We start from the raw sequence: 26457 nt of genomic DNA, 5'->3' as shown, positions 1-26457 counted from the left end.
CTTCCCCAGGATAACAAAGGGAGTTCAGAATCTGGCTTCTTGCCTAGATCCTGAACTCCCTTGACTATTGCATTTATCCGACTATTCGACTAGCCAGCGCCGCCAGAATAGCCAAATCCCCTACAGTGATCTTATTCATGTTGATAACATGAAGCGCTACACTTTGAACTTAGAAATGTTCGTTTGTAGTTCTTCAGCCATGTTAGATAGGACAGTTAAAGAAGCTGTTATTTCTTCCATCGTCGCTAATTGTTCTTCCATAGCTGCCGAAATACTCTGCGTACCGCCGGTGGAAGATACTGCTTTATTATTAATCTCCTGGATCATACCTAACATCTGCTCGGTGCAAGAAGCCAAGTAATCTACCGCTGCAGATACCTCTTGAATTTGACCTGTAACAAAATTCACCGCCTGCTGCACAATCCGGAAGGATTCACCTGCTCCGTGAATCGTGACCAAACCATTGAAAACTTCAGTCGTTGCAATTCGGATGTGGGACGTCTTATGGAAGTATTGCGGAACCTGATTAATCGGGGGAATACGGTACTAGTCGTTGAACACGATTTGTCGGTTTTGATGAAATGCGATTGGCTTATTGAGTTGGGACCTGGTGGCGAAGATGAAGGCAGATTGGTAATTGCAGAAGGTTCACCTGAAACACTTTCGCAACTACTGACCTCCATTATCGGTCCATACTTCAGAGGAGGAAGGAACTAATGATAATTCGTTCTAGATTTGGACTACCGTAATTCCACATGAAAGGGTCGATGGATGCTTCGATGTTGGAACTTGCAGATCGCGAGATATTCACGAAATATCCAAATTTCTTGAGCATGCTGATCGTGAGAAAAGGTTCCATTGTGTACGAGCGTTATTATCGGAGTATTGGTCCGGATGATGCAGCTTCGGTTATGTCGGTCAATAAAAGCATCCTATCAGCACTGATCGGTATTGCACTTGATAAAGGAGTATTATCTAGCCTCGACTTTAAAGTGTTGGATTTTTTTCCAGAAACAAATATTAATGATATCGATCCTCACGTTTCAAACTTAACTTTGGGACATCTACTACCATGAGTTCAGGCTTTTATTATCCCCGTTTAAGTGGCTTATTTGAATCGCTATTTGAATGACATACTTATCTGGATCCCCCGCAGCTAAATAACTCACTCAACTTTCGCACTTAATAAATCAGTCTAAACGTTTGCTGCTGTAGGAATCTAAGGAGAAAAACATTTACACTTGACAAAAAAACACCCAACTTGTTTGGTATCATGGAAGTATCGAGCAACCATGCAAACTAAGAAAGGTGTTGGTAAACCCTATGTTACACCAAAAACTCTTGTCTGAACAGGCAAAAAAACGCTTTTCCATCTTGTTTTCAACCTTACAAATCGGCCAACTATTAAGGAATGCTGGAATTACCAAGTCGTTCGGTCTCTCTAGTTTGGCTGTGTTTCAAATCTTGTTCTTTCTCGTGTTTGAAGGTCGAAATTGGTTTCGTCTCTTGGAGAGCGAGCGCGGTGAGTCTCTACCTAGGAAAGATGTTATCTATCGTTTTCTAAATCAAGCGGCATTTGCTTGGAGAAAGTTCCTCCATAGCTTTGCTTTGAAAATCGTTGAGCACTTTGTCGTGTATTCGACCATACGACAGGTCGTTTTATGAAAGGATTTACCATGCTGACGCTTGGATGGTCAGATGGATTTAACTTTGCACCGATTGACTTTGTGATGCTTTCTTCAGCCAAAAGGACGAACCGGATTTGTGAAATGAAGGAGGGCCTGTCCAAGCGAAGCCATGGTTATAAGCGTCGCTTAGAGTCCCTTACCCGCAAACCTGATACCGTCGTAGATTTAATGAAACGTGCACTGTCTGCTGGGTTTACCGCAGATTATGTACTCATGGACAGCTGGTTTACACAAGCACCTTTGCTTCGTCAGTTGAATGCAATGGGACTTCCGGTTATTGGTATGGTCAAAGAAATGAAGCAGCGCTACCATTTGGATGGCAAGCTCATAACTCTAAAAGAACTTTATGATACACTTCCAAAAAACAAGACCAATGAAATTCTCGGATCGGCTATCGTCAAGACCGCATGCGGGTTACCCGTTAAGTTGGTGTTCGTTCAAAATCGTAATAAACGTCGGGAATGGCTAGCGATTCTTAGCACTGACCTAACGGTGACCGCAGCCGAAATCGTTCGAGTTTACGGCATGAGGTGGAGCATCGAAACATTCTTCAAATTTACGAAGAGCTATCTGAAGCTTGGCACTGAATTCCAAGGTCGTTCATTTGACATGCTGATCAGTCATACAACGGTAGTATTCAGTCGGTACTTGCTGATGGAATTTGAGCGTCGGCAGGAGAATGATGCCAAATCGCTGGGTGGTCTATTCTTCTTATTTGCCGATGAAGTCAGAGACTTGGACTACCAAACTGCATTACAGAAACTGATGTTGCTATTTTTGCGATTAACCCAATCAAAGACGAAAAGAGAAAATTCTTCTGTATTTTGTCAACTCCACGAATGGATCTCGGGTTTGCCCTTTTATATTAAGGGTTTATTCTATGATCTCGGCTGCGAAAGTTGAGTAATTAACTTGAAATTAGAGGGTGAACGATGTTATTAGTTCGTTACTGGTTTCCACAGTGATAATGCCGGCTCAGGATTCCAATTGGTATCACCATAACTTCTAAATGTCACTCGCGCTTCATAAAGGTTACCCTTGTATTCAACTTTTGTTCCTACAATGTACAAACCGGTTGCATTCCAAGCTGCTACTTCTGGTAATACGGGTTTCACAAGCGTTATAACTGTAAACGAAGAGCTCTTATCTGAAACATTACCAGCATCGTCTACAGCTCTCACATGATAAATGTACGTTGTGGAAGCTTGAACCGTTAAATCCGTAAAGGAAGTTCCATTGGCTTGGGTCAATTCAACTCCATCTCGATACACAACATAATGATCTACACCTACAATATCTTGGGAGGCGTTCCACATTAAATTTACACTATTGTGTTTTACCGACATGGTATGCAACGCATCAACCATCGAAGGTTTCACTGTATCTGGTATGTCCACTGGAGGTATTACCTCTTCCGAGGTTGGAGTATTAACAACGATAATATTACTTGAATTGGTCGTGTTTCCTGCACGATCCACCGCAACGATATAAGATGTATAGATTTTACCTGGTTCTACAGTTATGTCTTTAAAGCTCGTTGTTGAGGATGTTCCGATTTGTTTTGCTATACCGACACTATCACCGCGGTAAATCATGTAATGATCTACGCCTACGTTATCTGTCGCAGCATTCCACATAAGATCTACACTGCTCGATTCTGCACTCATCGTATGTAACCCTGCTACAGTTGACGGCTTCTCTGTGTCTGGTTGTACCCCAGATCCTGAATCACCGTTCTTTAGATTCACGTCAATCACTTGGTAGAAAGCATTCGCCGTATCATCAATATCCCACACCGCCAAAATAACATGGTATCCGCTGCGGTCTGTTGGGACATTCACTTTATGTGTCACAGAACGCTCAGGCTATTTACCGCCATTCTCAAAAGTTCCAATAAGCTCTAAATCAGAACGTTTAATTGGTGCATTAGGGTTCCATCCTTTTTTCGTGATATAGTAATGCCATTTTGTTGTTCTATGTGGTGCTGTATGATACCAAATGATGTCATTTACACCGTCAACCATATCATGCTTAATCCAGCGATCACTTGATTGTTGATCTAGAATTCCTCCGAACATGCCACCCGCTGATGCAATCTTCTCGTCAGCAGGCCCCACCAATGGGAAGCCCTTTGGTGCTTCTAGACACTGTGGCTCATATTGAACAGAACCCACATTGTTCGCTACACCAAGTTTCACACGACTTGCTGGTTCGGATACATAACCGTGACCTTATGCTTTATCAGTATCGATAAGTCCTACACCGGCAATAACACCCGCCGTAATAACAAATGGAGCAACCTCTTTACGATAATGCTGTTCTTCATGCTTACTTTCATCATTCGTCATCTCGCTTTCTAGTTGTAATTTGGTTGCTTTGAAAACGAATTCAAAGTTATTATAAATTTCAAAAAATACTATAACAAGAACCTAAAGAACCAGTGGAAAATGGATAAAGGACCTATTCCACTAAGCAGAAAAAACCAGTCACCGATAGATTTCCGGCAACTGGCTGCATAAACTTGCTAAGTATTTTGATCCCGTCTCACAAAAGATTACATATTTAAATTCTGTTTGTTAGCTTCTCCGCTCTGTTTAACTGAAAATGGCCACCAATTTCCTCTGCCAAAGATCCGTACCATAACAGGGACAAAGAACGGCAGGAATATTAGAGCATACAAGGCCAATCCTACGAGCACCACTGTAGCAATCTGCATCATCGACAATACCCCTGAAGGATACATCGAAGCGAAGGTACCGCCTAGAATAATTACAGCCGAAAGGATAACTGAACCCATATTGCGCATAGCGTGCAGAATCGCTTCTCTTACATCCCAAGTTTTATATTCGTTAAACCGGGCCATTAAGAAAATGCTATAATCCACACCCAGCGCGATCAGCATAACAAAACTAAAGAATGGCGTCGTCCAGGTAATCCCTTCAAAGTGCAGAAGGTTAACGAATATAGCCTCTGTAACGCCCAACGCTGAAAAGTAAGTGATCAAAAGTGAAATAATAAGGTAAATCGGCATTACGATTGAACGAAGCAGCAACACTAATATGATGAAAATACCGCTCAGCATCAAGATAACTGTACGCGTATAGTCTTCATTGGAAATGTTCCGCAAATCGCTTTGGCTGCTTGTAACCCCGCTAATAGCCGTTTCAGCATTTTCAAGCTTCGTACCTTTAACCGCACGATCTACTGCTGCTTGAATATCACCCACACTGTCTATAGCCTCTGAGCTGTAAGGATTCTCGGTGAATACCACGTCCAATGTCATCACCTTACGGTCAGCAGACAAGTACGTATCAAATACCTGCCCTATGCCTTCAGCTTTAAGTGCCTCAGCTGGTACGAAGAATCCGCTCAGCTCATCATCCTTAGCCGCTTGAATCTGATTCAAGTATTCTTGTGCCGAGCCCAGACCGCTTGTAATTTTCTTCAATCCATCAGCACTATCGCTTAGTCCAGTGGTTAAGGCTCCAATCTGCCCTGTCAATTCACCAAAGCCATCCGCGAGCTGCTTCTGTCCGCCTTGCAATTGATCAAGGCCACTTGTGATAGATGGAATCTTATCTACGATCTGCCCTTGACCTGCTGCCGCCTGATCGAGTCCAGATTGCAGTTGACCGATTCCAGCTACAAGTTTAGCTAAACCTTGCGCGAGCGCAGTTTGCCCAGCCGCAGCTTTGGCATAACCGGCATTCGCCTCATTTAAGCCAGAAGCTGCACCTTTAAGCTGTTCTGAAACCTGACCAAGACCAGCTGCTAGCTGCGCTACACCCGTACCACTTTGTGCTACTGTACCTTTGATCGTCAAATAATTTACATCCTGAACAATTTCCGGATAACTGCTCTCTAGGCCGGTGAAGGAACCGTCCAGTCCTTTTAATGCCTCTGCAACACCTTGTAGCTGCTTCGGAAGCTGCCCGAGTCCTTCATCCAGCTGGGTTAAGCCGCCACCGATTTTTTTATAGCCCTCAAGTAACTTCGCATTAGCATCTGCTAACTGTTTAGCACTTGTTGCTGCCTGCTGAAGACCGGCTTTGATCTCTCCAGCACCCGATGAGCCACTCTTTATCCCGCTCTCAATACGGGTGAGCCCAGCGCCTAAAGCAACGATTCCGTCTTTAAGATCTGCTGTGCCCTCTGTCAGTTTAGCACTCCCGGCAACAGCTTCTGTAAGTTTAGGAGCATTATCGCTAAGCTGTTTACTTGCTTCAGACAATCCGGTTTGGATCTTGGTCAGTCCTTCGTTACTCTGATCCAGTCCATCAGAAAGTGTACCAACCTGATTTGGAATCAAGAAATCACTAATCAGTTCACCTGTTGGACGTGACATGCTACGAACAGATTTTACGCTATCCACTTTTTCCAGCTCGCGGCTGATTTTCTCCGCAAGTCCCAGATATTCAGAATTGTCCATGCGATCATCATTCTTGATTACGATCTTGCCAGGCATCGATTCACCTGGTCCGAAGCTCTCCGAAATGATATTAAAACCTTTTACCGAAGCATATTCCGAACCAATTTCCTCCAAACTGTTAAAGGACAGCTTACCGCTATAGGTGACTAGGAATGGAGATACGATTACTGCAACAATTAGAAGAGCGGCCCACGGTCTTTTTAAAGAAAAAGAACCTGCCCATCCCCAAATACGGCTCTCACTATGCTCCAGCTTGCCACGGGAAGGCCAGAATAGCTTTTTACCAAGAACAGCCATAAAGAAAGGAACAATCGTCACAAGTGCCAGTAACATAACCGCAATTCCAACTGCAACAGCTACTGCTGAACGATAAAGGATAAATTTCGAAAATCCAATCGCTACAAAACCTACGAACACCGCTAAGCCAGAATAGAACACCGTTCCTCCAGCTTTTCGATAAGTTGCAATGATAGCACTTTTGGTATCTTCTGCGGTCATCATTTCTTCCTTAAAACGGCTGATCAGCAGAATACAATAATCCGTACCGATCCCGAACATGACCGCAACCATAAAGATTTGAGTAAATGTAGATAAAGGAAAATCATAACGATCCACCAAAAACGCCACGACAGATTGGGATACAATATAGCTGAGACCTACTGTCAGCAGCGGTACAAAAGGCGCTACGAATGAACGAAACACGACGAATAGAATCAGTAGAATAAAGACAACTGTAATATACTCCGACTTCTTTAGCCCTGCTTCTGAGCTTGCGATCATATCCTCTGTAATCAGACCTTCACTGGTCAAATAATGATCTGCTTTAACACCAGAGAGCAACTCATCCACTTTATCTGGCAGTGCAGTAACAGCCTCTCCTTCACCTTTTACGGACAACGCCACCATAATGGTCTTGCCATCTTTGGCAATCAGCGTATCCTTAAGCTCGCTTTGTGAAAAAGGATCGGTTATGGAATCTAACTGGAGAGCCTCCTTATTTGCAGCTAGCTTCTCAACGCCCTGCTGAATACTTGCTGTTTCTTCGGCTCCTATTCCCTTTGGGTTATTGAATACAAGAGCTACTTGATGGAGTGATTCTCCACCCTTGTCATTTGCCGCTTCCTTCATGATTTGTGCTGCTCTTGATGAAGGGTATCCATTTGGAACAGTAACCTGCCCCTTCTCACGGACAAGATCAGAGAACGATGGGGCCGTCATAACTAACACTACCGCTACAGCGAGCCAGATTGCGATGACCGCCCATCTTGCTTTTAGAATTGTCTTCATTGATTCTTCCCTCCATCATCTTGAATTAAGTTCGCCAGTTTCTCTAACATCATGACGAACATCTCAATATCCTTCTCTTCAAAATGTAACAAATACTGGGACATTACTTCATGTACTTGCGTCTCTGCTGCTTCAAAAACTCTTTTGCCGTGTTCAGTCATCGATAAATACACCTGACGTCGGTCGTTCTCGTCACGTGTTCGCTCGATGATTCCCGCCTGCACCAGTCTGTTGATTATCGCTGTAATGGAACTTTTACCAACACAAAAAGATTCAGCTAGATATGTAGACGTACATTGATTCTGAGCGTTGATCAGACGAAGAATTTGATACTGATCATTCGTTGTATCCGCAGCAATACTATCTTTGATTCTTGCTGCCGCTTGTCTAGCCACAATCAAATAAGCATCCATATAGCGATTAATCCAATGTTGCACATCATCATCCAAAACTTCATACCCCCCAAAATATAGTTCACCTGTAGAACAGTTTCATTATCAAACTATAATCCCGTTTTTATCAAAAGTCAACTTTCAATTCTGCTGAACAATTAAAAGTGCGACCAACAAAAAAAAGGCCGAGATTTCATCTCGACCTGCCATTATATGTCTTCTAAAAACTCTTTATTCCTCATCCTCGATCTCTTCTACTTCATAGACACATCTCAGCGTTTCAATTCCTGCTGCATTTTCTCCAAGGCTATACACCATGAACCCAAGACTACGGTAGAAATCTGCAGCGATCTCATCCTCAGTTTCAGCTACCAGATAACGCGGCTGACGAGTAGTAAGCAGCTCCAGAATCATCCCACGTGCATAACCTTTTCCTCTGTTCTCTGGCAATACAGCAATATGCCGAATATCCAAAGAGCCATCTTCTGTTTCTTCGAAGCCCACGAGACCAAGCAGTAATTCTTCCTCTTCCCAGCCATATAACTTAAGCCCGGCTTGTTCGCTATACTCAGACGAAGTCTGCTGTAGGGCATTCGGATCATCAATGACCGCATAGGTCAACAGTTCATTCACCTCAGGTGTGCCAATGAGGGGTTTAAGATCAATCAACATTCTTCACATTTCTCCTTATATGTTACTTCTAAAGCTAACCACTCGGAACAATCCGTAGCCAATCCACACACCCAGCATGTTTAATAGTAAATCATCAATATCGAAGCTTCCCACATGCAGCAGCATTTGCAAACACTCCAATAGCAGTATGCAAGGGACAGCATATAGCGAGATCCTAAGCGAAGAAATCGGACGTGTCTTTACTAATGGCGAAAGAAAACCAAATGGAATAAAAACCACAACATTTCCTAGCAGATTTACTAGCCGATTGATCAGCGATAACCCGTTATCCAAGTTGAAATAAAGTGACACCGTACGAAATGGAACCAGATTGTACTGAAGAGGTCCTCCTGTGTGGGCCTCTCGTCCAAATCCGATAAACATCCAATAGATAACAGTAGCACTATACAGAGTTAGCACTACCCGTGTCAATCCTCTTAGCGGCCGTGAACTGCTAGTTTCTCTAAGTCTGCGGATAATCAATTACTCGGCTGAGCTTCTATAATTTCAATAGTTCCATCATTTTTACCAACGATAGCCATAGCTGCAATTCCAATAAATAGGCCGTGATCTACAGCACCTGGGATATTTTGGATGGTCAGTGCAAGCTTCGGAGCAGATTCTATCGCTTCAAATCGGCAGTCCGCGATGTAGTTACCATTATCCGTCTTGTACAACTCATCTCCGTTGCGACGCAATTCAGGTTGGCAACCCAGTTTAGCAAGCTCTGCTACGGTCCATTCCCATGCGAAAGGAACGATTTCCACCGGCAGCGGAAATTTGCCTAATGTGCTTACGACTTTACCTTCATCGGCAATCACAATCATACGTGTACTGTTACTAGCTACAATCTTCTCACGAAGCAAAGCACCGCCGCCGCCTTTAATTAGCTGCAGACTGCTGTCTAGCTCGTCCGCTCCGTCAATGGTCAGGTCCAGACTTTCAATATCTCCAAAAGCTACTAGTGGAATACCTAGTTCTCGTGCCTGCTCTTCGGAAGCGCGTGAGGTAGCTACCGCGGTAATCTTTAAACCTTCACTGACGCGTTCTCCAAGCTTACGGATCGCCCAGTAGGCAGTTGATCCCGTACCCAGACCTACCTTCATTCCATCTTCTACATATTCCACTGCTTTTTCTGCTGCTAATTGTTTAACATTGATACTCATTTTATTACCCCCATGTTATCCGTTATAAAGTTCTATAATAAAATTGAAATCACCCATTATTCAGGAGGATTCCGGTAGAGCACCGACATCCAATATTTTGCCGTAACAGAGACTATCCGGATCACCTATATAGGGTCCAAACAAATCAATCGGTTGGTAGCCATGCTTCACGTAAAGCGCAATCGATTCTGGCTGCTTGATTCCGGTCTCCAATCTGATCTCTCTGTACCCCGCTGCTATTGCCTGCGCTTCAAGGAAGAGCAGCATATTTGTAGCTATACCCATTTTACGATAAATGGAGTCTACATAAAAGCGCTTCAACTCCATCGCAGCAATCTCTGATCCGATGTAATCCAATGGTCGAAGCCCTCCGCAGCCCACAGGTTTTCCATTAAGATAGGACACTACGTAAATAGTCTCATGCGGATAACGTACTTTCAGTTCCTGATCCAGATACGTAATAAGCTCTCTTAAATCTGCGTTCTCCGGATCAACCACCACAAAATTCACTTCCGTTACAGGTAACACTCTATTACCCTCTTTTCTTGTGTTCAATTTCGTATTATCCTTCTTACAGCCGAAAAAATCAATAATGTTTATCCTGCATTATGTATATTGTAATTTCACTACATCCTCTAAATTTAGGATCATCTCTTTTTCAGCGTGGTTAGCAGCCCTATGTATGTAAGCTTTATGCTCAATAAACGCATCCGAGGGGGCTGCCAATTTAATGTGCTCCAGCACACTACGTTCGACATCTGCCAGAACTAAATCTCCTCTGCCTGCACTAACTCTACATAGAATAATTATTGCTAAAGGCTTGTTCACAACTACCTGTCCGCCGGGTTCCACAAAAACGGTGTACTGAAATAAAGGAATTACGTCTGGATCTTCAACACTAGCTGCACAAGATTGATCAAAGATAGAATACATTAGTGATGGATTTCGTGATAAAGATCCTAATTTCTTCTGATTAGATACCAATTTGCTGTTCTGGTAGGCAAGGAATCCGGCAACTGACAACACAAGCACAAGCAAAATAACCAATATCGAGTACATCATCATCACGTCCCACCCTATACTCCATAATAACAATACCGATTATATATTATCATGGATGGGAGCCTAGACCAATCTCATATTATCTGCAATTCATCGAGTGTAAGCAATAAGACTCTATAAAGTTATTTTGAAATATTCAAAATAACAGTTGAAACTTTGTATGGCATGTCTCATAATGTAAATGTGAACACTGCTTGTCAATCCATTTGGAAATCAAGGGAGGAAACTTAAAATGAAGTTTTTCTTGGATACCGGAAATATTGAAGAAATCAAACGTATTACTCGCCTCGGATTAGTGGATGGCGTAACGACTAACCCGTCGCTCATCGCTAAAGAAGGAAGATTGTTTAAAGATGTCATCAAAGAAATCGTTGCAATCGTTCCAGGTCCCGTAAGTGCAGAAGTAATCGGACTGACAGCAGAAGAAATGCTTAAAGAAGCATACGAAATTGCTGAATGGGCTCCAAACGTTGTAATTAAACTCCCAATGACTGAAGATGGCTTGGAAGCTTGTTATGAGCTTACTAAAAAAGGTATCAAAACTAACGTAACGCTTGTCTTCTCAGCGGCTCAAGGCTTGATGGCTGCAAAAGCAGGTGCAACTTACATTTCTCCTTTCGTAGGTCGTCTGGACGATATCGGTGTTGACGGAATGAAACTGATCAAGGATCTGAAGACCATCCTGACCAACTACGGCATGACTTCCGAAATTATTGCAGCATCCATTCGTAACATTGCGCATGTTGAGCAAGCCGCTCTTGCTGGTGCTCACATTGCTACCATCCCAGGTTCGCTCCTGCCTACCCTCTGGAAGCATCCGCTGACAGATAACGGTATTGAACGCTTCCTGAAGGATTGGGAATCCGTACCACAAGCATAAGAGTGTCTTTCATTCTTTTATCAAGAGGGCTATCCCGCAAGCTACGGCAACGTAGCTTAAGGATAGCTCTTTTTTCCATCTAAAGACATTGCAGATGTTTGACGAACACGCTTCGACCAGAGACGAGGATTTATCTGCTCTGTTTCTTTTACGCCAGATTCTCCCTTGTTCCCCTTGCTTGGGGTTACTGCAAATAAGGTAAGTAAACCACCGATTGCGCCGACTGTAGCCATCAAGGCGAATAATACCCAGTGCCCCCTGCTCATCAGCAGCGAGACTACCGGTGGCCCCAAAGATACCCCAATGAACCTCATACTACTGTAGAGAGAGGTTATTGTGCCACTATTCTCCTTTTCAATCCCCTCTATTATCAAAGCATCCATACAAGGAAGCACAATTCCGATTCCAACACAGCCTAAGCCCATAAACCCTACTAAGAAAAAAATGCCTTTATTGAAGCCCGCAAAGATCATTGCCGCAGTCAGTAACACCATACCTCCAAAGCCCAACCATTTCATTAACGTTTTGTTCTGACCAATAATCTTTCCTGTTCCGTATGAGGACAGACATAAGAGCGCAAGCGGTATCGCCAGCACAAATCCCTTCATCGCCCCATGCATTTTATATTTAAATTCCAGCATTTCCGATAAATAAAATTGAACGCCAAAGGTCACAAACATACAGATGCCTCCTATGGCAAAAATAGCATAAAGCCATCGTCCCTTTTCACGTAAAACGCTCACAATTCCAGATAAAAATTCTCGTATACTCTGCTTCTCAGGTTGCTCCTTCTCTTCCGGCTTTCGAACCAGAAACAGGACTAAACCAAATGAGATTAAACATAGAATAGGAATTGCAATAAAAGGAGCAAACCAGAGCCATATTCCGAGATAAGCGCCAAGAATCGGACTTAGTACTTTACCAAAGGTATTAGAGGTCTCAATGATTCCCAGACTTTTGCTTACATCCTCTTCATCCTTGAACAAATCTCCAACAAAGGGCAGCACAATGGGAAAAGCACCTGCCGCACCTATCCCTTGCAACAAACGTCCGGCCAGAATGACCCAATAGGCACTAACGCCCTTCATAAACCAAGCCGCCACCACGCAGACAACACCACCAATAGCAGCTATGATCAGACTTGGAAGAATAACTTTCTTTCGTCCATAACGGTCAGACAGGTAACCTGCAATAGGGATCATCACGATAGCCATCAATCCATAAACAGTAATCAGCATACTAACTTGAAAAGAGCTAATGCCGAGTTCTTTAGAAATCTGCGGCAAAATAGGCAGCAGCATGGAGTTACCGAGGGTCATTATAAGTGGAATGGATGCCAGTGCAAGCAGATCCCATTTTCTTTCCTTCATGAACTGACCACCTTTGTCATTGTTTACAACTCTCTATATTGTGGTTTCTTCATCCCTCTTTATTCATACATACAAAAAGACCGTCCTCTGCAAATGCGAAAGGACGATCTTAAGAATAAAAGATTAACTTTACAGCGAACCCGCAATAATGGGCTTCGCGTTTACGGATGAAAGGAATCGATTCGGTTCTCCTAGACTAAAAATATGCAGCAAGTGCATTGCCCGAGTGCAAGCTGTATAGAACAGTTTACGCTCACTTTCTCTGCCGTATCGTTCAGCTGAACCATCGTAGATGATGACAGCATCAAACTCCACACCTTTAGCTAAATAAGCAGGTAGCACCAGTGTTCCCTTTTGAAAATTCGGTGTTTCCTTCGTGACGAGTCTTACCGGCAGCTTACTATGTAGTTCAGTATAAACTCGTGCGCTTTCCTCTGCTGTTTTACAGATGACAGCCACATAATGATACCCCTTAGATTGCAGATTCCGGATATCCAGTTCAACTGCATTCAGAAGCTCCTCCTCGCTGGACACCACACTTAGCTGAGGTTCTTCTCCTCTCCGATTAAACGGTACAATTCGTTCGCCTCCAGGTATCATTGCCCGCGTAAATTCCACAATCTCATAAGTGGAACGATAGCTTCGAGTTAGCGAGATCACTTCTGTATTCTCTTCGCCATATATGCTTACCAAACCAGACAAATCACCCAGCACCTCACCTTGTGCATAGATCGCCTGATTCAGATCACCCAAAACGGTCATTTTAGCCCTTGGAAATAAACGGCGCATGAACTCTAATTGGAAAGGTGAGTAGTCTTGTACTTCATCGACAATCACATGACGAATCAACGTGTTGGTTCGAAAGCCTTGGCTTAGCTCCTTCAAATAAAGGAATGGTGTTGCATCTTCATAGGCGAGCTCATTCACCGCGATAGATTTCAGCGTTAGGTCACATATCTCATCCCAGACCTCCGGAAGAGGATTGACACCATTTAGACGTTCCATAAGCTCACGGTCAGTGAACAACGTACTGTACAATCCCTTAACATCCACAAAACGACCTCTCTTAGTCCAACCGCGCAGTGGTTTTAATCGTTGGCTGACTACATAACGGGAAAGCACTTCTTTTTCTGTATCAAAATCGTCAAAACTATCCTGCGTAGCTTTCTTCTTGCGTCGCAACATCTGATACGCACGGTGATAATCACTGGATTCCAGTAACTCAATTTGATCTTCAACCCATGCAGCATTTCTTTCCTCATGGCTAAAATCCGCGATCTTCTTGAGCAACCAACGTGTCATCAGGTCTACACGGTTCGCAAGCTTAATGGCTGGATCATAGGCATAGAAGTGGCGTTCCATTTCTTCTTTACTGACTACAGCCCTTCCTTGAAACATTAAGGGTTTGAAAAGCATACCCTCATGTTCCAGCATCGTAGCATATCGACGAATTACATCGAGGAAAGGTACGGACGATTTATAGGCGATGCCTTCTCTACGTATAGCCACCTCAGGGCCATCAGGTGCATTGAGTAGGCTTTCTGTCTGACTAAAGACATCCTCTAGCTGGAATTCATGTCCAAGACGATGCTCCAGATACATTTGAAAGGTAGTCTGCTGCATATTCTCTTCACCTAGCTCTGGAAGCACGGTGGAAACATAGCTGTTAAACAGCGGGTTCGGCGAGAACAACAGCATCTGGTCTGCTTGCAGAACTTCGCGATATTTATACAAAAGATAAGCTACCCGCTGCAATGCCGCAGAGGTTTTCCCGCTCCCTGCAGCACCCTGAACAACCAGCATTCGGCTTTTGTCGTTGCGGATAATCGCATTTTGCTCTTTCTGGATGGTAGCTACAATACTCTTCATTCGATCGTCAGCACTATGGCTAAGCACCTGCTGCAAAAGCTCGTCACCGATCGTTACACCGGTATCAAACATGACTTCAATAACACCATCAGCAATCACAAACTGTCGCTTAAGATTCATCGTGCCGGAAACAAGACCCCCAGGTGTTTCATAAGCCGCGGGGCCAGGGGCTCCGTCATAATACAAACTCGATATGGGCGCCCGCCAGTCATAGATCAAGAATGTGCCATCATCCTCCATCAATGATCCAATCCCCAGATAAATCTTGTCCGTTTCACCATTTGGTTCTTCTGTGAAATCAATACGCCCAAAGTATGGAGAGACGAGCAGCTTTTTATATTTTTTTAGAGCCTTGCTCGACTGCAAGTGATGGCGTTCTCGTTCATTCAAAATTTGGGACTGTTGGCGAAGACTTGTTGAGGTTTCCCCCAAATCATCTGGACTACTGAAATTTACCGTTACCTCTTCCCAGAAGTCTTTCCGCATATCCACTACATCACTGCGATGAAGTCCGAGTTCCTCTGATAAACGCCGGATATGAGCAGACAAAAGCTTAGTCACTCCGTCTACCCGCTGCTGTTCCTCATTCCACTGAATTTCATTGTTCTCCACTACATTCATCCCCTTTTGGAAGGTTGATATTTCATGTGAGGATACTCTTAATAGATGAATCCGGCCCCTCTGGGACCGGATTTTTTTAAAATATAAGAAGTATAAGTTTCACGCTGCACATAATCCTTAAGCTTATATGTTGCTCTTTACAAGGTTATGTTTCATGCTTCGCGATCAGTTTCTTTTTCCTCAGTCGCTATACGATTCATCTGATCTGCCACTTTATCCAGTCGTTCTAATTGATATCCGTAATCATAAATAGCGGCGGCTACAACATATAAACGTAGTTGACCTAATTTCTCCGCATTATACCCCAGGATCGTTGAATTCAAAAATCCATCGTTCTCGTCTCCCAAAGGTTCGGATTCATTGGTATTCGGTTTTAGTTTATCTTCAAATTTCAGTAAGATAAGTTGATGGTATTTGATTAACTGCTCCAAATGACTATCAAACAGTGCATCTGTCTCTTCGCTTCGATCCGCTTGAAAGTAATGCCGATCCACAGCTTCAAGAACCTCGAAGCCTTTCTGCAAAGAAGATAACAAGTTCTTATAGACAACCATTTGTCTAGTCTGGCTGTACTTCGCCCTCTTTAACTGTTTCTGCTCCTCCTCAAACAAAGCATACTTATCAGCTAAAGATTTAATGGATGACTCCAGTGCAAGTTTTTCATCACGAAACACACTTTCCTTCATCTCATGAGATACAGCCGTTCTTAGCAGCAAGGAGAGGCTGGCAAAGACGTTCTCAATTTGCTTGATGTATTGCTTACGTGGTTTCGGAGGAACTACTATAATATTGATTAGAAATGCAGAAACAATCCCTGTCAATGTTAATAAGAAACGGTTCAGTGCGAACTGCCATTCACCAGAAGCCTCCATCACTGTTATAACAGTTACTAGTGTCAGACTAATTGTATCCGCTCGGTTAATTTTCATACTGATCATAATGACAAGAATGCAGACCAAACCAACTGCAATTGGACTATTGGATAACAGCATTCCACCCAGTAGAGCAAGTACTGCACCCATTGTACTAGTCGTGAGCTGGTCAAGAAAATAACGCCAAGAGCGATAAATCGATGGCTGCATAGCGAAAATCGCTGCAATCGCAGCGCCCACAGAAGATGGAAAATGTAGCAGTTCGGCTAAATACAAGGCAAGCGTGACTGCCATTCCTGTTTTAAATATGCGAGCTCCAAAAGCCAAAAATATCCCCCCTAAAAATTGGCCCACTCTGCAATATGGACATCTGCGAATCCCTCATTCTTCTAAATAAGATCATTTTAGCTCTCACTCATGGTTCTTTCATCTTTCAGGGAATACTAATTCCAGTAGTGCTTATCACATATAACATACGAGGTGAGTGAATGAATAACAACATCAAAAAATTAGCGACCATCACGGCTGTTCTTTTTCTCAGCCTATCTCCAGCTCTTGCTCCTACTGGGAGAGCGGCAGCTGAGGATGTAACCTCCACTGCACCTGATTCTCATCCTGCGGAAAAAGGTCATAGACCCCATTCAGGAAAAGAGGGAACATTCAGAGCCGGTGGACATTTCATTATTTTCGAATCGGCCAAGCTTCTTGAAATGGATCGTACGGAGCTAATCAACAACCTAAAAGCAGGTAAAACGCTCCCCGAGCTTGCCCACGAGAAGAAAGGCTGGACGGAAGATCAATATATTCAGAAGCTCAGCGAATCAGCAAGTCAAAGGCTGGATCAAGCCATCACCGAAGGACGTCTAACAAAAAACGAAGCCCAAAAGCTTAAAGCTGGACTTCCTTCTATGCTGAAGCAAAGAATAAGCAAGATGGGTCATTTCCAAGATCGTAAACCTTCGGAACATCATGTGATGAACCCTTAAAATATCCTCACAAAGTGGTGCTTTGCTTCGATGCGAACTCAGGTACTTTGCGGGGGGCCCAAAATATATACTTTCTGAACACTTAACTAATAGTCGGGTATCTTCATTCTTATGAAGATATCCGTTTTTTATAGGCTTCAAATAGACCGATAGATAACATCAGCCACGCACCACTTGCAGCAAAACCACTAATTACGTCACTTGGATAATGGACACCCAGGTAAATACGACTCCAGCCAATGCCCACAGTCATGAATACTGCAAACATAATTAATATGATTCTTTCGCTTCTTCGCGGTAGATGACGCCACAGTAAATAGGCGATTACCCCATACAAAGAGAATGCTGCCATAGAATGTCCACTAGGAAAACTATAACCGATCTCTTGGACAATGCGATGGAAATTCGGACGCTCCCTTTGAAACCATAACTTCATAAGTGTATTCAATAACTGAGAGCCTAATCCAACCCATAGGAACAGAATCAGCTCAAGCCGATGTTTCAGTAGAAAATAAAGCAGCGCCATCGTACCGATAGATATTCCAATCGCTACCTTGGATGAACCAATCAGAGATAATCCTTTTGCGAACGTGGTCAGCCCAGGTGATTCAGCGGATTGAACAAATTGAATAATATAGTTATCAAATGATGATGCCTTATTCATATGAACTAGTACCGCTATAGCGACGAAACAAGCAGCAAACCCTATAAAATAACGAAAACCTCTAGACCAGTTCTGATAATAAAGCATAAATACCTCCGTGTCTATTTTTGTGACTGTCGATCTCATTTCCTGAGAAGGTCTTACCCGTGCTATAATTATAGAGAAATAAATACACAAAAAGATGGAGTGCTGCCAAAGTGGAGAGTCTAAAATTGCAGGAGCGTTTGTTGAACCAGTTCATTTCCACAAAGGTGCCCGTGACAATTTTTACAACGAATGGTGTGAAAATGCAAGGAGTCGTAACCTCGTATGATGCATTCACGATCACTTTACAAGGTCAAGGTGATGGCAGACAGAATGTTCTCTTCAAATCTGCAGTATCCACTATTGTACCTCTTAAGCCCGTCTCACTCAAATAGTTCTCTAGCTCATTACACTTCTTCATCCTAATTTCAAATAAAGGGAACACCGGACTTCATATCCGGTGTTCCCTTTATTATTTTCTTAAGTTGTCTTATTCACTCTTGTAAACGCGAGTTTCTTTTTAAACAGGAAAAATCACAGGCTTCACACATACCGGCTTGGATACCTCGGCCGTATTTCCAGTAAATACGAGACGTCCAGTAGCCACTTCGATAGAGAACACAACCAAGTTATTGGAATCACGATTCGCAACAATAAGATAAGCCCCATCCGGAGTTAAAGTGAAGTGTCGTGGATGCCCTCCGCGAGTAGAAACATATTCAATTAGTGTAAGCTTAGCAGTAGCGTTATCCACCGCAAACACTGCGATGTTATCAGCTCCACGGTTAGAAGCGTATAGATATCTTCCATCTAATGAAATAGCAATTTCGGCACAAGTATTCTCTTCATTGAAATCTTCAGGCAAAGTTGAAACTGTATCTACAGTGTGTAGAGTCCCTGTAGCACTGTCATATGTAAACGATGTAATAGTGGAATCCACCTCGTTAATTACATAAGCAGACTTTCCATCCGGATGAAAAGTGAAATGACGAGGTCCAGCTCCAGGATGAAGTGCAGTATCACCGTGAACTTCAAGTTTGCCCATGTCACTATTGATTCTGTATGACCGAATTAAATCAAGCCCAAGATCAGAGACGAATAGATACTGCCCGTCCGGACTGAAAATAGCCGAATGGGGATGCGGGCGATCTTGACGTTCAGGATGTTGACCGTGGCCGGAATGAACCGAGACATCCGTTAGTTGATCAGCGACTTTATCTTCATTTAATGTGATCAAGCCTACACTTCCACCATGATAACTACATACAACAACGTATTTATCGTTCAGGTCTCTAGAAATATGGCATGTGGTCGTTTGACGATTACCTGAAGCAGGCATAGAGGCTATTCGGTTCAATTCACTCAATTTTCCACTCTTTGAATCGATAGCAAAGGTAACTACTTCTCCTTCTTTACCACCCTCACCATTTGGCTTTTCTCCTATGGCATATAAACGCAGGGCTGCAGCATCCACATTTACAAAGGTGGGGTTGGTTAATCCCTGAACCGAGTCGATTAACTTTAACGTACCTCCTGCTTCGCCATCGAATTCAAATACCTGCACTCCGCTTTCCGCGGCACTTGCATAGGAACCCGTAAACAGCAATAACTTAGTCTGCTCTTTCATCTCTCTATTCCTCCTCCAAAGTATTGCTATTATATAATTTACAATTTTTAAACGTTAATGACAAACGATAACGTAAAAAGTGTGACAAATAGTTCAAAAATAAGGCTTTCCAACGATTAGCTATTGTGCTATAATGAAAGCGCTAACATTAGTCTTTTATTAAGTACAAAGGGGGAACATGAATGAGTAGCATCCTGCTGGAAGCCAGAAATGTATACGAGGACTTCGAGGTGGAAACAGACATTCTGTTCTTTAAGGTCGGAGACCATGATTTGGTCATTTTTCACGGCAGAAACTATAACATAAAAAAGAGAATGACTGCCGAGCAATTGAAACGATTGTTATCTAATTCAACTTACTATCATGTGTACGGTGGCTGTTATGTCAATCTGAACAAGATAAGTTCTATCGAAGACGACTGCATTTATTTCGGAGAAAAGGGCCTATTTGCTAAAACCGTACGTGTCCCAAGACGAAAACAAGAAAGTATTCGTCATCTATTGAAAGGACTAAAGTAAACATCTTATTCCCATAAGTCGGAAGGGCATGTTACCGATGCCATTTCCGGCTTTTTGCTTTTTATTAAGAGAAACTTAAAAAGATCCTATCTTTTTTTATACTTTCTTAAGGTTTAGGATCAGGATTTCTGTTAAAGTTGTAAATAGACAAGCAACACCTATATTGAAGGGAGTCATTACTAATAATGGACAAAAAAGATCTGAATGGAAATGAGAACTTAGAAAACAACGGTACTACGGAAGAAGAGTTGAACACTTCCGAGAATATCAATGAAGGAACTGAAGTGGAGGTCTTAGCTGCTGAAGAACCTGTGAATACAACAAAAGAGGACAGTATTCCAGTAATGAATAAAGTCGGCAGTTCCAACAATACGACCCCACCTGCTCCACCAGTTTCTCCCAAAGGTAACAAGGGCTGGATGATTGCCTCCGTTGTTCTGGCTGCGGCACTCATTATTGTACTAATTAAGCCTCCTTTCCAAAAGGACGACAGTAAAACAGCTGTTGCTACTGTTAACGGAACGAACATTACTAAAGCACAACTTTACGATAAATTGATCGAAGCAGGCGGAGAAAGCACGCTGCAAGCTATGATTACTACAGAGCTCGTTGACCAAGAGGCTAAGAAAGCTAAGGTTACAGTTACCGACGAAGACATCAATGCTGAATTAAAAGATCTTCAAGCACAATTTGGTGGAGAAGCTGCACTTACCGCTGCATTATCGCAAAGCTCAATGACCGTTGATGACTTGAAGAAGCAAATGCCACTGCAAGTAAAACTGCGTAAGATTCTTGAGCCGCAAGTGACTGTAACTGATCAAGAAATCAAAGATTACTATGAAGCAAATAAAGCTACTTTCAATGAAGAAGAACAAGTTCGTGCTTCCCACATTCTCGTTAAGACTAAAGAAGAAGCAGATGCAATTCTGAAGCAATTGAAAGATGGAGCAGATTTCGCTGAACTTGCTAAAGAAAAGTCATCGGATACTGGCTCCAAGGCTAATGGCGGAGATCTAGGCTTCTTCAAACGTGGAGATATGGTACCTGCATTCTCCGATGTAGCCTTTAAACTTAAAGTTGGGGAAACAAGTGATGCTGTGAAATCCGATTACGGTTATCACATCATTAAAGTATCCGACCACAAAGACGCTAAAAACTACACCCTGGAAGAAAAGAAAGATGACATCAAAAAGACACTCGTGTCTCAAAAGGTTTCCACTCTTTCCTCCACTTGGTTGTCAGAAACAACTGCAAAAGCAAAAATCACAAATTCACTTACGGATGCAAAAAAAGATGCAACAACTTCTCCTGAGCCATCTGCAAGTGCAGAAGCAGGAACTAAGTCTTCTAAATAATTCGACTGTAAAAAGCAGGACAAGCGTTAATAAGCGCTGTCCTGTTTTTTTTGTACCTATTCCGAACTGCTAATTAGTGTCCTTTTTACAGCTTATTTAAAGACTTTAACTCGATCTTCAACTGGTTGGAATTGTTTCTCACCTGCTGGAGTTACTGTCTTTCCAAATGGCATTTGTGCGATTAGTTTCCATTCTTGCGGGATGCCCCAAGCTTCTTTCACTTTGTCGTCAATCAGTGGGTTATAGTGCTGAAGGGATGCGCCTAAACCTACTTCAGAAAGTGCGGTCCATACTACGAATTGCAGAATGCCTGAAGATTGGTTAGACCAAACTGGGAAGTTCTCAGCATATAATGCGAAGTTCTCTTGAAGGTTCTTCACTACGGTTTGATCTTCAAAGAACAATACGGAACCGTAACCTCCTTTGAAAGATGCTAATTTTTGCGCTGTTCCTTCAAATTGTTCAGCTGGAACGATTTTGCGCAAAGTTTCTGTAGTGATATCCCATAATTTATCATGCTGTTCACCTAAAAGAACAACGGCTCTGGAGCTTTGGGAGTTGAATGAAGTTGGGCTATGCAAAACCGCTTGCTCAACAATTTCAATAATTTGAGCATCGGTTACAGTGGATTCTTTACTGATGGCATATATGGAACGTCTTCCTTTAACAGCCTCAAAAAAATTGTTAGACATAAAATAACTACCTCCATTTATTTAAGTAACTTACTTTTGTACATCTTAGCACTTTTTTTCTGAAAATACAACATCAATTTACAACTAATTTTGTCGGATATATAAGTTCCTCCGGTTAGTAACATCTCCCCTTCACTTTTCCGATATACATTACGGTTAAAAATAAGCTACAATAATGCAGCAAAAGTATAGAAGGAAGGTTATATAAATGAAACTCACAACGGATAAAGTTCTCCCCCTACATAAAAAAACTGTCATTTTCTCTTTTGTGGTGCTCCTTTCCCTTAGCTTGGTTCTAACCAGCTGCAAAGACACAAATTCGTCTAATTTAAACTCTGCGGAACTTGATCAAGCTGAACTTCAACCTGTATCTTTCTGGGTGGCTACAGATACTCACTTTTTGGATAAGGATCTTCAGGATGGGGGCCAGGCTTTTCAGACCTATGTCACTGGAGGCGATGGAAAAATGCTGCCCTATAGTGATGAAATGGCAGAAACTTTAGTCTATGACGTTGAACAGAAAAAACCTGAGTTTATCATCCTCAGTGGCGATTTAACCAATAATGGAGAACGCAGCAGCCATCAAAAATTAACCGAGAAGTTAAAGCGAATTGAACAAAAAGGAACCTCTGTATATGTCATTCCAGGCAATCACGACTTATTTAATCCTTGGGCTAGATCCTTCAGCGGTGATAAGCAGCTCCTTACGGATTCTATTACAGACAAGGACTTCGTCAAAATGTATTCGGATTTCGGCTACAAAGAGGCTGTGTCACGTGATAAAGAATCACTAAGCTATATCGTCAAGGCAGCACCTAATTTATGGCTTCTCATGTTAGATAGCAGCCAATACCTTAATAATCAGAAATACGGATTCCCTCAAACGGATGGACGTATTGCTTCCTCTACTCTTTCTTGGATGGATGAATCTGTTAAGCTTGCAGCCAAAGAACATGCTTCTGTGATCACGGTGATGCACCATAACTTATTAAGCCATACCTCTATGTCTGTTTCAGGATTCAAGCTTAATAACAGTCAGGAAGCTATAAAGTCATTAAGGAAGAATGGGCTTAATCTAGTCCTCTCAGGACATATTCATATGCAGGACATTCAAGTAGATCCAGCAGACGTGAATCATGACTCAGCATCATCTGAGCAAAAGCCAATTTATGATATCGCTACAAGTGCTATGGCCGTCAATCCGCATCAATATGGAGCTATGACCTTCGATCCCCTATCCCGAACCGTAACTTATGAAACGGCGTCCTTGAATGTAGAAGGATGGGCTAAAACTAACGGGATTACAGATCACAATCTTTTAAACTTCAAAGCTTATGCCGAAGACACCTTTGCTACTAACTCCTACAACAAGGCTATGGATAGTCTCAAGGAGAGTACCTATACGGAGTCTGAAAAAGAATCCATGGCGAAGGTGATGTCCATGCTGAATGTACGATACTTCGCAGGAACTGCGGGTACCTTCTCTAAAGATATTAAAGAGCTACCGGGCTACAAGCTTTGGGAGGGACAACAGGATGGTTTCTTGGGAGGGTACGTCCAAAGTATGGCGGAAGACAAAGAGTTAAGTAACGTAGCTTTAGAGGTGATTTTAACGAAGCAATAAATGAATGGCATCTTTCATATAAAAAAACCAGCCTCCACTCACATTTCTGCGCAGATGGAAGCTGGTTTTGGTTGTATTAATTGGCCGATAAAGATCGAACTAACTATTTCCGTGTAACAGTAATCCAACCCTCTTCATCTACATATACAGTAGCATGAAGTGCTTCAGCAAGCAGACGTAGCGATACATAGGCATCGCCATACTCGTCAACAAATACTGGCTCTGCGAGCTTCACTTTTTCACCGTTAATCGATGCTTCGGAAGAACCGATTTTGAAAACCAACTTATCTCCGTACACACCATCAGTAACGTTAATGGCACGATTGACAGTATCCCATTCCACAGTAGCATCTAAATCTTCTGCAAAATACCGTAGAGGAACGTAGGTCGTATTATTGTCTACGATCGGATAATAATACTCGTCGTCAGGCTCGATGACAATGGTTCTCTTCGTGATACCAAGATCGTCTTTCAATATACGATAAACATTAGAATTTGGATCAAAATTGTTCAAAGTCTCTGCAGGAGTCAGATAACCGGAAGAAACATCAAGTGCTCCTTCAGTGCTGATTGGATCTGCCGTTACAGCACCACCAATGTTCCAAATCTGACTAGAAGCCTTAAGCGAGAAACTCTTTAATGGCATATCTTCAGTACCTGGAAGCGCCACTTTCAGATCAACATTCTGTTTACGAACATGTAGTCCACTGTCTACAAAAATGTCGACAGCAAGCTTCGTATCCTTACTCAAAACCGTCTTAAGCTCAGGGGTAGATTTGTAAAGACTGTCTAGCTGATTGTCATATACTAGTAGCAACGAATCAACAGCCAATTTAGCTGCATCATGCAGTACGGTTACGACAGCTTCTTTATCATCTAGTGGGATTTCGCCAAAACCAAGATCTAGCAAATCACCGGAGCCTTCTTCGTCCATAGCTTTGATCACTGGGTACAGATAGTCGTATAGACCACCAACCAATTCTGTAAAACCTTCTGTATCTTTAGAGATCGATTTTAGGAATCCTTTTAACAATGCAGGAAGCTCATCACCAGTCACTTCGGTATGTAACTTCGTCATATTTACCTGCTGACCATACACAGCCTCACTAACTGGTGTAATGCTAATTGCGCTTGGATTAGGCAGATTCTTTACCACGAATTTCGTTAGCAGCTTACTAAGGTCCTCAGCTTTAGTCAGATCCAATCCGACTTCAGCAAAGATCTCATCATCTCCTTGAATCGGGAAGTAAAACGGTTGTTTTGCTCCTTCAACAGTAAAGACTAAAGTTTGTTTGTCCATAAACAATGCGAATGGAATATTTAATTGTTTATAGCCGATTGTTCCTTTAGCAGATAAATTACCATTATCTTGTAACTTAGCATTGCTAATACTCAGGGAAAATGAATTTATAAGATCTACCATTTCCTTATCTTCTGCGCTAATTTCTTCTGAAGGCTCAGCGTTCATAGAAAACGTCATGCTTGATTCTGATGATTTAACATCGACATCCCCTATCAATGCCTTGTTAACATCGAAACCTCCAACCGATTGACAGCCTGCCAGAACTAGCAGCAGTGCGACAAAAGGAAGAAACCATTTTATTCTAGCTTTCATTCTCCTCATTGCAAGTCTCCTTTTTTAAGAATTTTTTTGAAATCAATCCATTATCTCAGCAAAGGTAACATTTGTAAATCAAAGTTTAAGTTTTTATTAAAATACTATAAATTCAACAAATTTCGCCATTCGATAGAAACCCATTCATTGTAAATCAGACCCCTAAATATCGCCAAAATCAGTAAATGCGCAGGATAAAAAGACCACCACACCCAGCGTGGAACCCGGTGACGCTCTACATATCCCCAAAGTGCAGGAGTCAAAGTAATCAACAGCGTCGGTAAAATACTGAGCATTTGCACACTCCAAAAATTATAGTACATGTAGAATAAATTCAGTGCCAAATGTGCTCCAACAAGCCAGTACGACTTCGTATAACGGAATATCAATACTAACAGCAGGCCGTACGCATTATAATCTATAGGGAAATAATCCATTAACATGATAGCTACAATGACGACAGGTGCACCAAGCCATGGTGAAGACAGTTTATCCAAAATAACCAATACGATTGCTGATAACAAAAGCGTAAACACTACGTTCCATCCACCAGGATTAATTGCTAAATTGTATGGAATCTGAGCAATAATAGCGATTAAGAGCAGTCGGAACAGATATTTCGGTCTGGATGATGTATGTATATGGCCCTGCACAAGCCCGTAACAGTAGATTGGAAAGGCTATTCTCCCTACATATCTCCAAGCAATATCCTCTGGAAAAAAGATATAGCCAATATGGTCGATTAGCATCGTCAGCATGGCGAGAATCTGCATATCAAACCTCCTTAATTAAGTTGATATCATACATTCGCCAACGAGCACATCATCTCCTTTCCCAATACACAAATGAAGACTGCAAAAAAAAGATCCGTATTTCTGGTTTCTTGCCTCTTGACTTTATGGGGTGCAATTGAGTACTATGAACGAGCAACATCATATGGCAATGATCAAAGACATGATTTCCTATACGAACTGTCCAGAGAGAGAGGTCTAGGCTGAAAGCTTCTCCAGTAGACGATTGTGAAGTTACCCCTTTGTAGCTGTG

General features: G+C 42.4%; 25 protein-coding genes and 2 pseudogenes. 9 read left to right on the top strand and 18 right to left on the bottom strand.

The window, feature by feature from the left end; all coding sequences use genetic code 11:
• Positions 1-156: 156 nt before the first annotated feature.
• Positions 157-459, bottom strand: coding sequence for a hypothetical protein (locus MHH52_RS11780; RefSeq protein ID WP_340008750.1), 303 nt, complete (start codon positions 457-459; stop codon positions 157-159).
• Between MHH52_RS11780 and MHH52_RS11775 the strand changes: the two genes are divergently transcribed.
• From MHH52_RS11775 to MHH52_RS11765, 3 genes and pseudogenes are all read left to right on the top strand, one after another.
• A complete protein-coding gene (locus MHH52_RS11775; protein WP_340008748.1) occupies positions 445-717 on the top strand; it encodes a hypothetical protein in 273 nt (90 codons plus the stop codon). The two genes, MHH52_RS11780 and MHH52_RS11775, sit on opposite strands and share 15 nt — an antisense overlap.
• A 38-nt stretch (positions 718-755) precedes the next feature.
• Positions 756-1076 (top strand): hypothetical protein, encoded by a 321-nt coding sequence (locus MHH52_RS11770; protein ID WP_340008746.1) that lies wholly within the window; start codon positions 756-758, stop codon positions 1074-1076.
• A 247-nt stretch (positions 1077-1323) separates the two neighbouring features.
• Positions 1324-2591 (top strand): annotated as a pseudogene (locus tag MHH52_RS11765) (transposase).
• Positions 2592-2626: 35 nt separating this feature from the next.
• On the opposite strand, the gene MHH52_RS11760 reads toward MHH52_RS11765, so the two are convergent.
• The 9 genes and pseudogenes from MHH52_RS11760 to MHH52_RS11720 form a co-directional block, all read right to left on the bottom strand.
• The gene (locus MHH52_RS11760) at positions 2627-3004 is read right to left on the bottom strand and encodes a carbohydrate-binding protein (protein WP_340009600.1); all 378 of its coding nucleotides are present in this window, start codon (positions 3002-3004) and stop codon (positions 2627-2629) included.
• Positions 3005-3445: 441 nt separating this feature from the next.
• A pseudogene (locus tag MHH52_RS11755) lies at positions 3446-3904 on the bottom strand (lytic polysaccharide monooxygenase); the annotation flags it as partial.
• A gap of 338 nt (positions 3905-4242) precedes the next feature.
• Positions 4243-7404 (bottom strand): MMPL family transporter, encoded by a 3162-nt coding sequence (locus MHH52_RS11750; protein WP_340008745.1) that lies wholly within the window; start codon positions 7402-7404, stop codon positions 4243-4245.
• A complete protein-coding gene (locus MHH52_RS11745; protein WP_340008743.1) occupies positions 7401-7853 on the bottom strand; it encodes a MarR family transcriptional regulator in 453 nt (150 codons plus the stop codon). Before MHH52_RS11745 ends, MHH52_RS11750 begins: the two co-directional genes overlap by 4 nt.
• 174 nt (positions 7854-8027) lie before the next feature.
• Complete coding sequence (locus MHH52_RS11740; protein WP_283911593.1) at positions 8028-8468, bottom strand: GNAT family N-acetyltransferase; 441 nt, start codon at positions 8466-8468, stop codon at positions 8028-8030.
• A 15-nt stretch (positions 8469-8483) separates the two neighbouring features.
• A complete protein-coding gene (locus MHH52_RS11735; RefSeq protein WP_340008740.1) occupies positions 8484-8888 on the bottom strand; it encodes a VanZ family protein in 405 nt (134 codons plus the stop codon).
• A 59-nt stretch (positions 8889-8947) separates the two neighbouring features.
• Positions 8948-9628: a ribose-5-phosphate isomerase RpiA gene (gene rpiA / locus MHH52_RS11730; RefSeq protein WP_340009599.1), complete on the bottom strand. Its 681-nt coding sequence runs from the start codon at positions 9626-9628 to the stop codon at positions 8948-8950.
• A 66-nt stretch (positions 9629-9694) separates the two neighbouring features.
• A complete protein-coding gene (locus tag MHH52_RS11725) occupies positions 9695-10189 on the bottom strand; it encodes a GNAT family N-acetyltransferase (RefSeq protein WP_340008738.1) in 495 nt (164 codons plus the stop codon).
• Positions 10190-10240: 51 nt separating this feature from the next.
• A complete protein-coding gene (locus MHH52_RS11720; protein WP_340008736.1) occupies positions 10241-10699 on the bottom strand; it encodes a hypothetical protein in 459 nt (152 codons plus the stop codon).
• 229 nt (positions 10700-10928) lie between these two features.
• On the opposite strand from MHH52_RS11720, the gene fsa reads away from it, so the two are divergent.
• Positions 10929-11576, top strand: coding sequence for a fructose-6-phosphate aldolase (fsa, locus tag MHH52_RS11715; protein WP_042126959.1), 648 nt, complete (start codon positions 10929-10931; stop codon positions 11574-11576).
• Between the two features lie 56 nt (positions 11577-11632).
• On the opposite strand, the gene MHH52_RS11710 is transcribed toward fsa, so the two are convergent.
• The 3 genes from MHH52_RS11710 to MHH52_RS11700 all read right to left on the bottom strand — a co-directional run bounded on the left by MHH52_RS11710 (position 11633) and on the right by MHH52_RS11700 (position 16635).
• Positions 11633-12946 (bottom strand): MFS transporter, encoded by a 1314-nt coding sequence (locus MHH52_RS11710; RefSeq protein WP_340008734.1) that lies wholly within the window; start codon positions 12944-12946, stop codon positions 11633-11635.
• Between the two features lie 129 nt (positions 12947-13075).
• Positions 13076-15427, bottom strand: coding sequence for an RNA polymerase recycling motor HelD (gene helD / locus MHH52_RS11705; RefSeq protein ID WP_340008732.1), 2352 nt, complete (start codon positions 15425-15427; stop codon positions 13076-13078).
• Positions 15428-15588: 161 nt separating this feature from the next.
• Positions 15589-16635: an aromatic acid exporter family protein gene (locus MHH52_RS11700; protein WP_340008730.1), complete on the bottom strand. Its 1047-nt coding sequence runs from the start codon at positions 16633-16635 to the stop codon at positions 15589-15591.
• Positions 16636-16796: 161 nt separating this feature from the next.
• Between MHH52_RS11700 and MHH52_RS11695 the strand changes: the two genes are divergently transcribed.
• Positions 16797-17294 carry a hypothetical protein gene (locus MHH52_RS11695; RefSeq protein WP_340008728.1) on the top strand — a complete coding sequence of 166 codons (498 nt, stop codon included), beginning with the start codon at positions 16797-16799 and terminating at the stop codon, positions 17292-17294.
• Positions 17295-17403: 109 nt separating this feature from the next.
• Here the strand turns inward: MHH52_RS11695 and MHH52_RS11690 are convergent, their stop codons facing one another.
• Complete coding sequence (locus MHH52_RS11690; protein WP_340008727.1) at positions 17404-18045, bottom strand: phosphatase PAP2 family protein; 642 nt, start codon at positions 18043-18045, stop codon at positions 17404-17406.
• 110 nt (positions 18046-18155) lie between these two features.
• Between MHH52_RS11690 and hfq the strand changes: the two genes are divergently transcribed.
• Positions 18156-18377: an RNA chaperone Hfq gene (gene hfq, locus MHH52_RS11685; RefSeq protein ID WP_042126951.1), complete on the top strand. Its 222-nt coding sequence runs from the start codon at positions 18156-18158 to the stop codon at positions 18375-18377.
• A gap of 125 nt (positions 18378-18502) precedes the next feature.
• Here hfq and MHH52_RS11680 read toward each other — a convergent pair whose 3' ends face one another.
• The gene (locus MHH52_RS11680; protein WP_340008726.1) at positions 18503-19609 is read right to left on the bottom strand and encodes a lactonase family protein; all 1107 of its coding nucleotides are present in this window, start codon (positions 19607-19609) and stop codon (positions 18503-18505) included.
• Positions 19610-19791: 182 nt separating this feature from the next.
• On the opposite strand from MHH52_RS11680, the gene MHH52_RS11675 reads away from it, so the two are divergent.
• Together MHH52_RS11675 and MHH52_RS11670 are read left to right on the top strand one after the other, a co-directional pair.
• Complete coding sequence (locus tag MHH52_RS11675; protein WP_313639343.1) at positions 19792-20127, top strand: LytTR family transcriptional regulator DNA-binding domain-containing protein; 336 nt, start codon at positions 19792-19794, stop codon at positions 20125-20127.
• 185 nt (positions 20128-20312) lie between these two features.
• Complete coding sequence (locus MHH52_RS11670; protein ID WP_340008725.1) at positions 20313-21482, top strand: peptidylprolyl isomerase; 1170 nt, start codon at positions 20313-20315, stop codon at positions 21480-21482.
• Positions 21483-21574: 92 nt separating this feature from the next.
• Here the strand turns inward: MHH52_RS11670 and MHH52_RS11665 are convergent, their stop codons facing one another.
• Positions 21575-22174, bottom strand: a complete 600-nt coding sequence (locus MHH52_RS11665) for a nitroreductase family protein (RefSeq protein WP_340008724.1) — start codon at positions 22172-22174, stop codon at positions 21575-21577.
• Positions 22175-22382: 208 nt separating this feature from the next.
• Between MHH52_RS11665 and MHH52_RS11660 the strand changes: the two genes are divergently transcribed.
• Positions 22383-23798: a metallophosphoesterase gene (locus MHH52_RS11660; RefSeq protein WP_340008722.1), complete on the top strand. Its 1416-nt coding sequence runs from the start codon at positions 22383-22385 to the stop codon at positions 23796-23798.
• Positions 23799-23901: 103 nt separating this feature from the next.
• On the opposite strand, the gene MHH52_RS11655 is transcribed toward MHH52_RS11660, so the two are convergent.
• Together MHH52_RS11655 and MHH52_RS11650 are read right to left on the bottom strand one after the other, a co-directional pair.
• On the bottom strand, positions 23902-25422 hold the full coding sequence (locus MHH52_RS11655; RefSeq protein ID WP_313639339.1) for a stalk domain-containing protein: 1521 nt from the start codon (positions 25420-25422) through the stop codon (positions 23902-23904).
• A gap of 95 nt (positions 25423-25517) precedes the next feature.
• On the bottom strand, positions 25518-26186 hold the full coding sequence (locus tag MHH52_RS11650; protein ID WP_340008720.1) for a TraX family protein: 669 nt from the start codon (positions 26184-26186) through the stop codon (positions 25518-25520).
• Between the last annotated feature and the right edge of the window lie 271 nt (positions 26187-26457).

The organism is Paenibacillus sp. FSL K6-0276, from assembly GCF_037977235.1.
Lineage (GTDB): Bacteria > Bacillota > Bacilli > Paenibacillales > Paenibacillaceae > Paenibacillus_AQ.
This window is presented reverse-complemented; position numbering and strand designations above follow the sequence as displayed.